The organism is Phormidium pseudopriestleyi FRX01 (assembly GCF_017313335.1).
GTDB classification, from domain to species: domain Bacteria; phylum Cyanobacteriota; class Cyanobacteriia; order Cyanobacteriales; family Laspinemataceae; genus Laspinema; species Laspinema pseudopriestleyi.
Genome location: NZ_JAFLQW010000443.1, coordinates 1 through 15208 on the forward strand (window position 1 = coordinate 1; position 15208 = coordinate 15208).

General features: G+C 48.3%; 11 protein-coding genes. 7 read left to right on the forward strand and 4 right to left on the reverse strand.

The window, feature by feature from the left end; all coding sequences use genetic code 11:
• Window positions 1–718: 718 nt before the first annotated feature.
• From J0895_RS16645 to J0895_RS16665, 5 genes are all read left to right on the forward strand, one after another.
• Entirely contained in the window at window positions 719–949 is a 231-nt protein-coding gene (locus J0895_RS16645) for a hypothetical protein (RefSeq protein ID WP_207089162.1), read from the forward strand.
• 115 nt (window positions 950–1064) lie between these two features.
• Entirely contained in the window at window positions 1065–2882 is a 1818-nt protein-coding gene (locus J0895_RS16650) for an ATP-binding protein (protein WP_207089163.1), read from the forward strand.
• 461 nt (window positions 2883–3343) lie between these two features.
• On the forward strand, window positions 3344–4630 hold the full coding sequence (locus J0895_RS16655; protein ID WP_207089164.1) for a GAF domain-containing sensor histidine kinase: 1287 nt from the start codon (window positions 3344–3346) through the stop codon (window positions 4628–4630).
• Between the two features lie 200 nt (window positions 4631–4830).
• Window positions 4831–5481, forward strand: coding sequence for a DUF3386 domain-containing protein (locus J0895_RS16660; RefSeq protein WP_207089165.1), 651 nt, complete (start codon window positions 4831–4833; stop codon window positions 5479–5481).
• Between the two features lie 203 nt (window positions 5482–5684).
• Window positions 5685–5924 (forward strand): NifU family protein, encoded by a 240-nt coding sequence (locus tag J0895_RS16665; RefSeq protein ID WP_207089166.1) that lies wholly within the window; start codon window positions 5685–5687, stop codon window positions 5922–5924.
• A gap of 510 nt (window positions 5925–6434) precedes the next feature.
• On the opposite strand, the gene J0895_RS26450 is transcribed toward J0895_RS16665, so the two are convergent.
• Window positions 6435–6566 carry a hypothetical protein gene (locus J0895_RS26450; RefSeq protein WP_277989856.1) on the reverse strand — a complete coding sequence of 44 codons (132 nt, stop codon included), beginning with the start codon at window positions 6564–6566 and terminating at the stop codon, window positions 6435–6437.
• A gap of 14 nt (window positions 6567–6580) precedes the next feature.
• Here J0895_RS26450 and J0895_RS16670 point away from each other — a divergent pair, with 14 nt between their 5' ends.
• Window positions 6581–8815 carry a glycoside hydrolase gene (locus J0895_RS16670; protein ID WP_207089167.1) on the forward strand — a complete coding sequence of 745 codons (2235 nt, stop codon included), beginning with the start codon at window positions 6581–6583 and terminating at the stop codon, window positions 8813–8815.
• Between the two features lie 175 nt (window positions 8816–8990).
• Here J0895_RS16670 and J0895_RS16675 read toward each other — a convergent pair whose 3' ends face one another.
• From J0895_RS16675 to J0895_RS16685, 3 genes are all read right to left on the reverse strand, one after another.
• Window positions 8991–9734, reverse strand: coding sequence for an LmeA family phospholipid-binding protein (locus J0895_RS16675; RefSeq protein ID WP_207089168.1), 744 nt, complete (start codon window positions 9732–9734; stop codon window positions 8991–8993).
• Between the two features lie 224 nt (window positions 9735–9958).
• Window positions 9959–10807 (reverse strand): hypothetical protein, encoded by an 849-nt coding sequence (locus J0895_RS16680; RefSeq protein WP_207089169.1) that lies wholly within the window; start codon window positions 10805–10807, stop codon window positions 9959–9961.
• Between the two features lie 275 nt (window positions 10808–11082).
• The gene (locus tag J0895_RS16685) at window positions 11083–11949 is read right to left on the reverse strand and encodes a hypothetical protein (RefSeq protein WP_207089170.1); all 867 of its coding nucleotides are present in this window, start codon (window positions 11947–11949) and stop codon (window positions 11083–11085) included.
• Window positions 11950–12676: 727 nt separating this feature from the next.
• Between J0895_RS16685 and J0895_RS16690 the strand changes: the two genes are divergently transcribed.
• Window positions 12677–15034 (forward strand): glycoside hydrolase family 31 protein, encoded by a 2358-nt coding sequence (locus tag J0895_RS16690; protein ID WP_207089171.1) that lies wholly within the window; start codon window positions 12677–12679, stop codon window positions 15032–15034.
• Window positions 15035–15208 lie beyond the last annotated feature (174 nt).

A 15208-nucleotide genomic window follows, 5' to 3' on the forward strand; every position in this document is an offset into this window, starting at 1 on the left:
ATTCACGTCTTCGGTGAAATTCCGGCACAGTAAGTCACTACTGCCTTGATCCGCCAGCCTATACAACTGACAAGTAATATCAGAATGCAAAGCGTACCTATCTGGCTTAGTGGTGAACTCCTTCATCAAGGACAATAAAGCAAGGACAATAAAGAAGTAAGCCAAATTGCATCATCTCTTTTCTTTTAGGGATAGTTGTTTTGATGGTCTAGAGGGATACTTGAATGTCCCACTGTCGCCCTTTGGGGTAGGCAGGAATCCCCCGGCTTTAGACGTGGTACGGTTCAAGCCCTGAATCCTTGAGCGGATTTGATTCTGTGATAGCATCGAGGCTCTAAACCCACTACGGCCCATTGCAACCCGGTTGGCTTGAAACTCAACTCAACCGCTCAAGGGTGAGCAGGCAAGAAGCAGGTTAGGAACTTTAAGAGAGCCTAACCCTTCCTGAAGTTCGCTACAAATGACGGTGTTAGCACCCAAGGGAATCATCCCGTACTCCGACAAGAGCTCAATCTCAGTAGATAGATTGGAAGCAGCATCGTACAATAGATAGGATGACATCCCAAGAATTGAACGGTACTGATGCACCCGAGTTTCTGGTGGTTGTTCGATGCCGACTCACCAGAGCCGTATTGAGTGCGCGGGACTTGAATTTTGAACCGGCACTCTTTCTTAGAGCCTTGTAACCTTATCCCCAAGTTTAGAAATTTAAAACTTTATGAACGATCAGGCTGTGCAATATAGTCGCAACCCCGAAAAAGTAGAGATTTCGATCCATATCGATCCCGAACTGCTCGATCGCGTCAGTCATTTGACCAACGACCCGAGCAAAGTCATCGAAACAGCCCTGCGACAATGGTTACGCGGGGACACCACTCGCGATGATGAATTGACGCGAAATTTGACCCGCAATCCCCCGGTTCCCCCCCGTGGAGAGTGGAATGATTGAGACTCAATGTCTATTCTAGTCGGGGCAGTTATGAATGGCCTGCGCTCAGGATGTGCAAACAGAGTGGGTTTTTAAACCCTGATGATGCCCTATTCGGTGATGATTTTCCCGTGCCGTGAATGACTCTACACCTCCAGCTTATCCTACGTCCAATGATTCTAGTTGGTTGCGATCGCTAGGAGCACAACTGGCATTTACTCAAGATGCCTCGGGTTTATATCGAGGATTTTATTGGTCAAATGCTGAGAATTACGGGTTAAATTCCCAGGAAATCGTCGGCACTTTCTTGGGAGATCGTTTTAAACCCTTAAGCATCACCCCTTATTTAGAACGGGTGGAACGGGTGTTAAACTCCCGGATTCCTGAGCGGTTTAACTATCCGTTTCGCTATGGCGATCAATACTTTTTATTTGAACTGGCGATCAGTCCGATTTTTCCACCTCAAGGAGAACCACTCGAAGTGCTGGTGATCGGACGGTTACTGCCCAATGCGCTCTTGTGGGGGCAGGAGGAGCAAAAGGGCAATCCCCAGGCGATCGCATCGAGTCCTTTAGATCTGCATCAAAAATTCCTCAGTAGCATTTTAGGCAGTATTCGCCGGACTTTGCCTCCGGGTTCGGAACTCTATCAAAAACTTCTCGGGGAAATGGCGCGCAAGATCCGGCGCACCCTGGACCTCGATACTATTTGGAACGAAACCGTTAACGGTTTGGGGACGGCATTAGGGGTCAGCCGTTGTATTATTTGTCCCTACCAGCCGGGAAACCCGAAAGTCCGAGTGGTGGGAGAGTACATCACGCCACCCTTTCCAACCCTACAAGGGCAGGACCTTTATCTGGCAGAGCATCCCGCTCTAAATCAGGTGTTGCTGACTCAAATGGCAATGGTTGTGGGTCCTGAAGAGGCGATCGCCTCGGAACCCGAGTCCATGTTAGTAGTCGCAACGAGCTATCAAGATCAACCCAATGGCTTAATTTGTCTCGATCGCCCAGGCATCCTCACGCACCAACAGCTTGATGCAAATGTGGCTGAATCGGCAAAACCCACCCCATTGCGTCCCTGGAGTATGGCCGAAATTGAGTTAGTCCAGGAACTCGCCGAACAAGTCGGCACGGCGATCGCTCATGCCACCCTCTACGAAGAATTAGAAGAAGCTCGTCAACAAGCTGAAGAAATTTCCCAGCTCAAAAGTCAGTTTCTCGCCAATACCTCCCATGAACTGCGGACTCCCCTCAATGGCATCATCGGGTTCCTCAAGTTAATCGTGGATGATATGGCAGAAGATGAAGAAGAAAAGCAAGAATTTATTAAAGAAGCCTATCGCAGTGCCGTCCATCTGCTCAATTTAATTAATGATGTTTTGGATATTGCCAAAATTGAAGCGGGCAAGATGGAACTGGATTTAGTTCCGGTGAAACTTGATGAACTGTTAACCGGGATTGAAAATCATGCTCGCGCTCACGGACAGGAAAAAAATTTAAGTTTCCAGGTTTATAAACCCCGCACGGAAGATGAAATTATTCTCTATGGGAACTATCAACGCTTGTTACAGGTTCTCCTCAATTTAGTGGGAAATGCCATTAAGTTTACCCATGAAGGGGGAATCACAATTACCGCTGAACTCATGGAATACCAGGGATTTTTTCAAAACCAAGAATTTCCCGGGATGGTCTCTATTGCTGTTGCTGACACCGGCATCGGCGTTTCTCTCGATCAACAAGATAAACTGTTTCAATCGTTTTCTCAAGTCGATGGGGAACGAACCCGGCGATATGGGGGGACCGGATTAGGACTGGCGATTTCCCAAAGGCTGATTGAAGCAATGGGAGGAGAGGTTAATTTCTATAGCATGGGTGAGGGACTCGGTTCGACGGTGACTTTTACCGTCTTGCTTTATCAAAAACCTGTGATGATTTTTACCCCAAACTCCTAGTCCCTTGATTTATTGTAATCATTTCGGTGAATGGGGATAAAATATTGTCCCAAAAAACGAACGGGGTTATGGACAGATGCGCGATCGCGTGAAACAGCAGGTGGGGGGCTTCACGATATCTTTATCCGATCGCCCAGGGGTTAAATCGCGTCAACCCTACTTAATTCCGTAATTATACGGTTGACAGAAGATTATAATTAAATTATCTTTCCTAAAGATTTTATGAAGATACTGCAAGACACTGGTCATCGAGAGAAAGATCATGCAACAATTCCAGTGGGCTTGAATATATACCGCTTTCGGTTAGCCAGTTTGCGGGATAACTGTGGGGTGCTTCTTTTTCCTGGATTTGACTGAACAATCCTCCCAAAGCGATTAGGATCCATACTGACGAGTCTTTAATAATGATCAGAAATATTATATAACGTTCGGCCAGTGCAGCCGATTAGGGGAAGGGTGTCATGTCTGAGAAACAATCAAAGAAATCACAACAGCTACTACTCCAAATCGCTAAAAGTATCCATCGCACGTCGAACTTGGAGCGAATTTGGCAGCAAACTGCCCGAGATTTAGGGAGTGGATTGGGTGCAAGCCGTTGTATTATTTATTCTTATCAGCAGGACAATCACCCCTTAAAAGTTGTGGCAGAGTATCAGCAACAGGCAATGTTTTCGATGTTGGGATGGGAAGTCAGACTAGAGGAATCTCCAGAAATTGCCAGGGCGATCGCCACCCTCGAACCCGTTCTAGTCGATACAACTCTACCCCAGGAAAATGGCGAACGGTATTCAACTTTGATTGTCCCAACGGCTTATGAAGATCGACCCAATGGGGCGATCGTCTTGTATCACCAAGTCCATAAATCGAGGCTTCATCGATCGCATTGTCCCCTCCTCTGGAGTGAGGCAGAAATCGAATTAGTCCAAGAAGTCGCCAAGCAAGCCGGAAGCGCGATCGCCTCAGCTACCCTCTATCACCAACTCCAAGAAGCCCGACAACAAGCCCAAGAAGCCGCCCGCCTCAAACATGATTTCTTGGGCAAAATTTCCCACGAATTCCGAACTCCCCTAAACCATATCATCGGATTTCTGCAACTCATTCTCGATGATATGGTAGACGATACCGAAGAACAACGGGAATTTATTCATGAAGCTCACCATAGCGCCCTCCACTTCCTCCACATGATTAATGACGTTTTGGATTTCAATAAACCCAAAACCATTCCCATTATTGAACTAGAACTCGCCCCCGTTAACTTACATAATCTTTTAAACAATATCGAACGCTGTGCCTTCAATCAAATTGAATCTAAACAGCTCACCTTTAAAATTACCCAACCCTCTAATTCCCGAAATATTTTCTTACAAGGAAATGAAAAGCAGTTACTTCAAGTCATGTTAAATCTAGTCGGAAATGCGATTAAATTTACCCATCAAGGCGGCATTACCATTGAAGCCGAAACCATGCCTCACAAAGTGACAAACGACGAGTTAGAGCATCCCAATCCGGTAGAAATTCGCATTTCCGATACAGGAATCGGTGTTCCCCTAGAATATCAATCGCGACTCTTTGAACCGTTTTTTCGAGTTCATGAAGCCTATACCAGTCCCTACCCCGGTACAGGTCTGGGTCTAGCCCTGACCAAAAAAATTATCGAAGGAATGGGCGGAGAGATTCACTTTTATAGTATGGGGGAACGACTCGGCTCAACCGTAACCGTGAACCTGCCCCTAGCCGCCCCTGCTTAAGTTCTCAATCCTCCGCAGAGATTAGCCCATCCCTGAACCGGCATTCCGCTGCGATCGCAGAAGATCGAGGATAATGGAAGAGTTCATGACCCCCATAGGAGGCACACCCAAGATCGCGGGTCCGTTGAAATCGATACCACAACCTACCCAGTCAGCTTGTACCCTAAAAGTAGGTCAATATTGAAAAACGAAGGGCCAACATGACAGAACAAGCTAACCCCCGGGATTTATTTCGGGCCGCCTACGAAAACCGTTACACCTGGGACTCTAACTTTCCAGGATATCGTGCCGAACTCCAAGTCAAACAGGCAGAAGAAACCTATACCGGCCAAATTCACATTAAAGGTGACCTAACCGTAGAAGTCAGCGGAATCGACGATGAAGAGGTGCAACAAAGCGTCTATACCCAATTGCGGGATATCGTCACCCATCGCAAACGGAGCAAATTTGAGGACGCCCACGGTAAAAACAACTTTAGCGTCGGGGAATCCGACCAAACCGATGCCATCGAAATCCTCGTCAAAGGGGATGCGATGGGGTCCAACTACAAAATCCGAGGGACTGAAATCTGCCAAGTTAGCCGGGTAATGGGCCGCATGGCCTTTACCATTGATACCGCAGAAAGCCTGAATACCGGAGAGGGATACGTTGCCACCCGCTATCATGTCGTGTTCCGCAATGCTCAAACCAACGACCTCATCCGAGAACTCGACTTTGAGGACACCTACGAAAAATTTGGAGACTATTACCTAATGACCCATCAAGTCATCCACTCCAAAGAAAATGACACCGTAACTCCCACCGAGTTCAAATTCTCCAGCATTAAACTCTTAGAACCGGCAACAGTTTAAGGCAGCAAAAGGGTCTGGGGTGGCCCAGATTCCTGGAACCCCAGACTCAGTGAACCTCCCCCTGATGTGAAAATCGGTGAAATCCGTGGTTCCCTTCCAAAATTCCGCCGATTCCTCAAACCGATCGCCCCTCGCCCTATCCCAACCTTCCCCAGAACCGTTAAAATTGGGACAGGACCATAAACCTAAAACCAGGAGAATTTATGTCTGCATTGGCACTAACATCGGAAAATGTCGAAACTGTATTAGATGAACTGCGCCCCTACTTGATGGCGGATGGCGGAAATGTCGAACTCGTAGAAGTGGATGGTCCAGTTGTCAAGCTGCGACTCCAAGGAGCCTGCGGATCCTGCCCGAGTTCCGCCATGACTTTAAGAATGGGGATCGAACGCAAATTGCGCGAATGCATCCCTGAGATTGCTGAAGTGGAACAAGTGCTGTAAGTTCAGAAGGATGTCAGTAACCCAGCCCTAAAGGGACTGAGCTTGTAAGAGAAATCAAACAAGCTATGCTGACCAGACCACCCTGAGCCCTGAGCCCTGAGCCCTGAGCCCTGATCCCTGAGCCCTGAGCGGGTCGAAGCCTGTCCTGAGCCCTGAGCCAGTCGAAGGGTCGAAGGGGGTCGAAGGGTCGAAGGGTAGCCGTTATTTGAGTCACGACACCCTGGAATCCGAAGCTAGTTCCCGGCTCTGTCGCTTGCGATTAAACAGTTCTAAGGTCACTGGAACAGTGTTGCAAGCTGGCACAAGCTCTTATAACAGGTCGAAGCTAACATCACCCCGCAAGGGAGGCTCCATAAGAGCAAAACATTATGCGTACTTCGGTTGTCAGGTTTGAGATGGTAATTGTCCCATCGAAAGTACAGTACAAAAGCACACCGAATTAAACAACTCCAAGGCGGTAATGGAAAGATTCAACGCGGTTAAAACTATAGCACCGCTTTCCTCTGAGCACTAAAGTGACTGAGTTTCCCACATACCGTATATTTCTATGACGATCGCGGGTCGGTTAGAAATGTTCAGAGCAAGCAGTCTGTGCGATGAACCATTCAATCCTAACCGGCGATCGCCATCTTCTGTCCTCATCACTTCTTCTTACTATGCCTCACCCGCTCTATGTTGCTTTTATTTGGCATCAGCATCAGCCCCTCTATAAAAGCCGAATTGGCGGGCAGTATCGACTGCCTTGGGTCCGTCTGCACGGCACAAAAGATTATTTAGACTTAGTGCTGATCTTGAATCGGTATCCTAAACTCCGTCAAACGGTGAACTTAGTACCGTCCTTGATTTTACAGCTTGAAGATTATATCGAAGGCACGGCGTTCGATCCCTACCTGACTGCCGCCCTCACCCCAGAAAACCAGCTCACCCTGGAACAAAAGCATTTTATTGTCGAGCATTTCTTTGATGGGAACCATCGCACCTTAATCGATCCCCATCCCCGCTATGCTGAATTGTACGCTCAACGTCAGGACAAAGGACGGGGATGGTGTTTGGAACATTGGGGCGATCGCGAGTATGGCGATTTGCTGGCATGGCACAATCTCGCCTGGATTGACCCAATTTTTTGGGATGACCCAGAGATTGAAACTTGGTTGAAGCAAGGCCGGAATTTCACCCTGAGCGATCGCCAGCGCATCTATTCCAAGCAACGCGAGATTATCAGCAGAATTATCCCCCAACATCGTCAGATGCAGGAAGCAGGACAGTTGGAGGTGATTACTTCCCCCTATACCCACCCCATTTTACCTTTACTCGCCGATACCAATGCCGGTCGAGTAGCGATTCCCAATATGGAATTACCCCAGCATCGCTTCCAATGGTCGGAAGATATTCCCCGGCACCTGAGCAAAGCTTGGACAATGTATCAAGAGCGTTTCCGCCAGAATCCGCGTGGGTTATGGCCGTCAGAACAGGCGGTCAGTCCCGAGATTTTACCCTATATTGCCGCACAAGGGTTTAAATGGATCTGTTCCGATGAAGCGGTTTTAGGCTGGACGTTACAGCACTTTTTCCATCGGGATGGCGCGGGGAATCTGTTTGAACCGGAATATTTGTATCGTCCTTATCGGTTAGAAACACCCCAGGGAGATTTATCGATTGTATTCCGGGACCACCGCTTATCGGATTTGATTGGCTTTACTTATGGTGCGATGGAACCGAGGCGGGCGGCATCGGATTTGGTGGGACATTTAGAGGCGATCGGTCATTCCCTGAAACATCGACAAGCAAACGGTCCTGAAAGTGGGTTAGAACAGCCTTGGTTAGTCACGATCGCCCTGGATGGAGAAAACTGCTGGGAATTTTATAACCGCGATGGTGAACCGTTCTTAACTTCCCTCTATGAGAAACTCAGTCATCATGGGGAAATTGAGTTAGTCACGGTGGCAGAGTTTATTGAGAAGTTTCCTCCCACGGCGACTCTGCCGAGCGATCGTTTACATAGTGGCTCTTGGGTCGATGGCAGTCTCACAACCTGGATTGGCGACCGGGCTAAAAATAAAGCCTGGGATTTGTTAGAACCGGCGCGGCAGATGCTGGCTCAACATCTGGAAGCCACGGAAGAAGCCAATCCCGAAGCCTGGGAAGCATTGTATGCGGCTGAGGGTTCGGATTGGTTCTGGTGGTTTGGCGAAGGTCATTCCTCCAACCAAGATGCCATGTTTGATCAGTTGTTCCGGGAACATATTGCGGCGATCTATCAGGCACTCGGTGAGCCTGTTCCAGAGAATGTCTTACGTCCAGTGGAAGACCATGAACGAGAAGGCGATCGGCGTCCCCAAAGTTTCATTCATCCGATTATTGATGGCATCGGAGACGAACAGGATTGGGACAAAGCCGGTCGCATTGAAATTGGCGGTGCCCGGGGGACCATGCATCGCAGCAGTGCCATTCAACGGGTTTGGTATGGGGTGGATCACCTGCATTTCTATCTGCGAATTGATTTTAAAACCGGGACAGAAATCGGCAAAGATTGCCCTCCAGAACTGAATTTATTGTGGTACTATCCCGGTCACCCGATGAGTATCAGTCCCATGCCTTTAGCACAAACCCCCGACTGCGAACCTTTTAACTACCTATTCCATCACCATCTCGGCATCAACTTAGTGAGTCAATCGGTGAGCTTCCAGGAAGCCTGGGACCATCATCAGTGGCATCCTCGCAAGGGTCGCGCCCAAGTAGCCTTAGATAAATGCTTAGAAATCGCCATTCCCTGGGCGGATTTACCCACGGATCCAGATTGGACTCTCCACTTAATCCTGGTCTTATCTAACGGAGGTCGATTCCAGGATGGGGTCACAGAGAATCATTTAATTCCCATTCAAATGCCCTAATTTCTATCCCACTCCTTTCCGGAATTGGACAATTCCGGAAAGGAGTGGGAGCATCTTGCTCCCTGTCCACAGTAGCAAGAAAGATGCTCCCACTCCTTAATTTTATGGCTTTCAATTAGACCCGAATGATTTAGACTGGCTCTATCCTCATAATTTTAAATTTCATAGAAAGGATTTAACCCCGGGGAATTTCCTCAATATAAGCTTGAGCCTCTAGGTGAATTTGACCCGGAACAATCTTTAATCCTCGCAACCGGACCGACATTCCCGAGGATGGCTCAAAATTGGAAATATTCAGCAGAGATTCGGATTTATTTAAGATTTCATCGGTCATTTCTGGGGAGAGTTCATGGCCATGCAGGTACTCAATTTCCTGTAAACGCGCCCCGGTTCCATCTGCTTGTACCTTCGGTATGGCAGTAAATTCCACCTGACGAGTTTCTCCGGTTTCCCGGAATAATACGCCGATACTGAGTCTGACTTTCCCCTCACCCGGAAGGCTAAACTCAACCTGGCGAACGTCCAAAGTCAGAGGTTTTCCATCGACGGCGATCGGGAAATTTTGGAGTTTTTCTTGAATATAATCTGAATCAAAGGCCCCGTTAATATCCTGTTCATTTAAAACAACCACAACTGTGGCTTCCGTAGGTTCTTCTAATTGAATATTTCCGATGGCGGCCAAGAGAGGATTGACGGATATTTTACCTGTTTGTATATCCAGTTTTTCCATTCTTAACTCTTGTTTCATCACCATCCCTTCTCCGGAAATTTCCACCGCTTCTAATTCGCCTTTTACCAAATTAGCAGACTCAGAATGAACGGAAACATCGAGGGTGTCAAAATTATCGAATTGACTGGAAATCGCTAGTTTTGCTGTGGCATTAATAGCCCGATCCTGTAGTGACTCTTCTTCGCTCATGGGGTTGACCTTTCGGTGATTATCAAGTGTATATTTACTGTAAGCGATCGCCTCGGTTCTGAGTTCTCTCTATAGGGTTACTTTAATGCCAATTTTAAATCTCTCCCCAGAGTTAGGTAAAAGTTAGCTAAACCCACTCAGAATCCCGCTCATCTCAAGAGACCTCTTGCAGAATCATACAAGAGGTCTCTCTCAGATTTACCTCAGTTTAGCCAAAGGTGAGCTTAATCTTGCTGGCCAATTTGATAAACATTGTCCGCGAACATCACAGGACTGTTTCCAAACTTCTCGGCTAAGAGTCTTTGCATCTCGGGATTCCACCCTCTGATATCCAAATCTCTCTGAATATCTGCCATCACGAAGGGACGAACTTCACCTGTTACTACAATATCCTCTCCGGCATTAATCCGGTTCGCTTCCGGGGGAAGTAACACGAGGATATCTCCGCCACCGATTAAGCGACTTTGTTGTAATAACATGGCATTGACGGTAAAATATTCATTGAGTTCACCTTCTACCGCAATGGTCTGCCCGTAAAACTGTTCTGGATTGTCTGCAATTTGGCCCGGATCCGGGGCTAAGGCAACAGATTCGGCGACAATGACAGGTCTCTCGTCATATTCGACATACACATCCGGATTCCAGAAATCCCAGCCAAAATCTCTCTGAAGTTCAGCAACTCGTAGTTGTCGGACTTCACCTGTGACCTGAAGGGAGATATTTTCATTCTCGGGGGGGAGAATCGGTTGTCCGGTATTGTTAACCACTAAGACTTCTGAACCGCCAAAGAATAAAAAGCCACCCCGAGTTAGTTTAAAAGCATTCTCATCGATGCTTTCTTTAAAATCTCCGCGAATTGTTACCCTCTGTCCGTAAAATTCTTCCGGGGAACCGGCAACATTTTCGAGGGTAATTACGGAAGAATTGGCGGGATAGGTTCCCATTTGGGCCTCAGCTTTTCTGGGTAAACCAGGAACTAAGGTGGCAGTCATCAAGGCTAAGGCGATCGCCACTCCCATCGGGTTTCCCATTCGGTTGTTCTTTTTGTTGGTGGGGGTGAAATTCTTAAGCATATTGAGTTAACCTCCTATAATGGGCTGATATTTTTAAACGGGGCATTCTTTCTTTTAAAATCAGTCAACTTCAAGGAGAAATCAGCCCTGTTTAATGAAAGTAGACTTCCCTCTAATTTATGGATAAAATTTTGATTTTACCTCTATCTTTAGAGGCGTTATTTCTCACGGGAGGGGCAATGATATCAATTACCTCCCCCGAAGCGGTTTCAGGATTGATTGAGACTTCTAGGATGGGGCGCTCGCTCGCCCTGATTATCCCGATGATGCCTTATTCAAGGGGTGGGGTAGATTCCATCAGCAACTAACACTAGACGGTTGCTATACTGATCTTGCATCCGTTGTTGCAGCTCGGCGTCCCAGTTCAAATTATACTCACTTTGCAAGGCAGCCAGATCAAAGGGACGTACTTCACCCGTGACCACAAGGTCTTCATTCTCGGGGAGGATTTCCAGTTCGTCGGCATTGATCACGAGGATCTCGTCATTATTGAAACTAAAAGCATTGGGAGCTAACAGTTCATTAAATTGGCCCTCGATCGCAATGGGGCGATTGTAGAAGAGGTCGGGATTCTCAGAAACTTGCTCCGGGGTAGGAGACAGTGCCAGAGATTCCGCAACGATCGCAGGTTGATTCTCATACTCGCTATATAACTGCGGATCTAAGTCCAATCCGTAGGCTGTATTGATGTCCACCAGAAGGAATTGACGAACTTCTCCCGTTACTTGGACCCGCATCTCATCGGCATTGGGAATCGCAAAGACCTCACCACTTGAATTGATAACTAGAATTCCCTCCCCAGTTAAAAAGCGGTCATCATCCATTAAAAAGGTGTCACTAGAGGTATCGATTTCTTTCACATCTCCACGCACCGTCACCGTTTGACCGATAAAATTTTCTGGATTAGAGGAGATATTTTCTGTAGTGCCCGCCATCTGTTGACCTGGCATTGCCGTCATGGGTTGGTCCGGGGTCATTGTGATCGGTTCTCTTCCCGGTGCAGGGACCGTGGTGGTGGGGGTTTGGTACTCGGTCTCATCCAACGCTCGGTTCTCTTGCTGACAAGCCGGTAACAATAGGGCCAACAGTCCCAAAGCTACAACACTGGTCCGAACGCCGCCTTTTATCTCGTTAATAATCATGATTTTTTTTGCTCCTAATTTACTGAATGACCCTTTCATCGAAGAAATGGCTGAAATTAATTTCTGGCAATTCTCGCTTTGAGGGTCTACACTGACTATTTATTTGTTATGTGACTTCATAATAACAAGAATAACCCGGCGATCGCCTCTACCCAGAGAACAATTTTTCCCTCTATCCAATGAGGTACTAAACTGAGCAGAAATGAACTCGATTCATTCCCAGGTGCGACTTTGGTTTCAATATCTATAGCAGTCCTAAATGATTTGTAACAAAACTAGCGAGCAAGATGATCGCACAAGGCTTTCGGGCTTGGATCCCTGACACGAATGATAAAGGATCTGCTATAGTCACAAAAATGACTGAATTTAAACCTAACTCAGTTCACGCCAGCAAAATTAAAAAATTTTTATATAGCGGTTCCCACCGTTATTCGCGTACATCTTGGGAGTGCGTTCGCGCTACGCCGCACAGCTTTCGCCCGGGCTCAGGCTTTACGCACTCCTCTAAATATCTGTACGCGAATGAGGCCACCGAACCGCTATATAGCGCGTCTAAATCAATTTGACATAAAGAAAGCGAGCAAGATGTTTGTGCGTTCCGCACAGGCGGCGCCAACGCACTCCTAGGGTCTCGGGCTTGGATCCATTGTCAAATTCATTTAGGGTCGCTATATAATAAGAACACTCTAGAACTTGCTTAGTTCTTTTAATTTAAACTTAAATTAATATGCCACAATATTTTGGAAAACTGCCGACGACAGAACAGCCTTGGAACAGCCTCCAGTCTGTGCAAACTGTCAAAGAACTTGAGAACCACATTTACTTCAATTGTGGCAGTCAAACCCTGGTGATTAATGCAGTCGCACCGAATCTAATCCGGGTGCGAATGTCCCCGACGGGAGCACTTTCTCCCCCGCGATCGTGGGCCGTAACTCAGGAGGAGAATTGGCCTTCCGTGGCGTTAACGGTACAGCAGCATCCTGACTCTACGGAAATCATCACGGACCGGATGCGGGTGGCGATCGCACACCATCCCTGTCGCCTCACCTGTTTTGACCCCCACGACCAACCCTTTGCCCAAGATATCGAACCGGGAATTAGCTGGCGGCAAGGGGCCGTTGCCAACTGGAAAAAAATCGAAACGGACGAACATTTCTACGGGTTTGGGGAACGCACAGGACTCTTAGATCAGCGATCGCAAGTCCGGACCAACTGGACTACCGATGCCCTGGATTATGATATCCTCACTGATGAAATGTATCAGGCCATTCCCTTCTTCATGGCGCTGCGTCCCGGCGTCGGATATGGCATCTTTTTCAATACCACCTTTTGGAGTCAATTTGATTTAGGTGCATCCCAACCGGGGGTCTGGAGTATGGAAACCCGAGGCGGTGAGTTGGACTATTATATCATCTATGGTCCCGAACCCGCAGAAATTCTGGCAACTTATACTCAGCTTACCGGGCGGATGCCGATGCCGCCAAAATGGGCGCTGGGTTATCACCAATGCCGCTGGAGTTACGAGTCGGAAACCGAAGTACGGGAGTTGGCCCAGGCCTTTCGCGATCGCCGGATTCCCTGCGATGTCATTCACTTAGATATCGACTATATGCGCGGATATCGCGTCTTTACCTGGAGTCCGAAACGCTTCCCGGACGCGGCCCAATTGATTGCCGATTTGCGTGAGAATGGGTTCAAAACTGTGACAATTATCGATCCAGGTGTGAAATATGAACCCGAGGGAGATTGCCCCGTATTCGACGAAGGCAGCGATCGCGACTATTTCGTTCGCAACCCCGATGGGTCAACCTTTCACGGGTATGTGTGGCCGGATAAAGCGGTGTTCCCCGATTTCCTCAATCCTGATGTCAGACAATGGTGGGGAGACTGGCACAAAACCCTCACGGATATCGGAGTGGCGGGAATTTGGAATGATATGAACGAACCGGCGATCGAAAACCGTCCCTTTGGAGATGACGGCCATAAAATTTGGTTCCCCTTAGAGGCACTACAAGGACCTCCAGAGGAACGTGCCACCCATTTAGAAGTGCATAATCTCTATGGTTATCAGATGGCGCAGTCCTGCTATCAAGGGTTGCGGCGACATCGACCGAATCAGCGATCGTTTGTGCTGACGCGATCGGGATTTGCCGGTATCCAACGCTGGTCCTCAGTGTGGATGGGGGATAATCAATCTCTCTGGGAACATTTGGAGATGTCCCTGCCGATGTTATGTAATATGGGCTTATCCGGCGTCGCTTTCGTGGGTTGTGATATCGGCGGATTTGCCGGAAATGCCACTGCTGAACTGTTTGCTCGTTGGATGCAGGTGGGAATGCTATATCCCCTGATGCGGGCGCATTCAGCGTTAAATACGGCCCGTCATGAACCCTGGGTGTTTGGCGATCGCGTTGAACGAATCTGTCGGGAGTACATCGAATTACGCTATCAGTTGCTTCCTTACTTGTATAGCTTGTTCTGGGAAGCAGCAACCACAGGAACACCGATTTTACGGCCTTTACTGTATCATTTTCCCAACGACCCCCAAACTTATCATGTTCAGGACCAGGTGATGCTGGGTCCGTCCCTAATGGCCGCGCCAGTGTATCGTCCCGGCGTCCAATGTCGGGCAGTTTACTTGCCTTCGGGGGTTTGGTATAATTGGTGGACCGGAGAGCAACATCAGGGACCGGGATATATTTTGGCAGATGCACCATTGGAACGAATGCCGATGTTTGTTCCTGCCGGGGCGATCGTGCCAATGGGTCCGGTGATGCAGTACGCTGACGAACATCCCCTCGACTGCCTCACGGTTCGAGTCTGGCCGGTGCTCGGGTTGGAAACCTTGCACAAGACCTTTGTGCTATATGAAGATGATGGGCAGAGTTTTGACTATGAAACTGGCAGTCGAGGGATTACCACTTATACGTTGCAGCAGTCTGCACGCGAACTGGTGTTCAATATCTCGGCCCGGACGGGAAGTTGGACGCCTCCCCCCCGAGAGGTGGTGATTGAGGTACTGGGATTGGGGGAAGAGCGCTTTATGGATGATGGAGGCGATCGGCAGTTCCGGTTCTTACTCTAGCTACACCTCCGGTCCCCTCCCCTTACCAAGGTCCGGGTTAGGGTGGGGTTCTTCTCTCCGGTCCCCTCCCCTTACCAAGGTCCGGGTTAGGGTGGGGTTCTTCTCTCCGGTCCCCTCCCCTTACCAAGGTCCGGGTTAGGGTGGGGTTCTTCTCTCCGGTCCCCTCCCCTTACC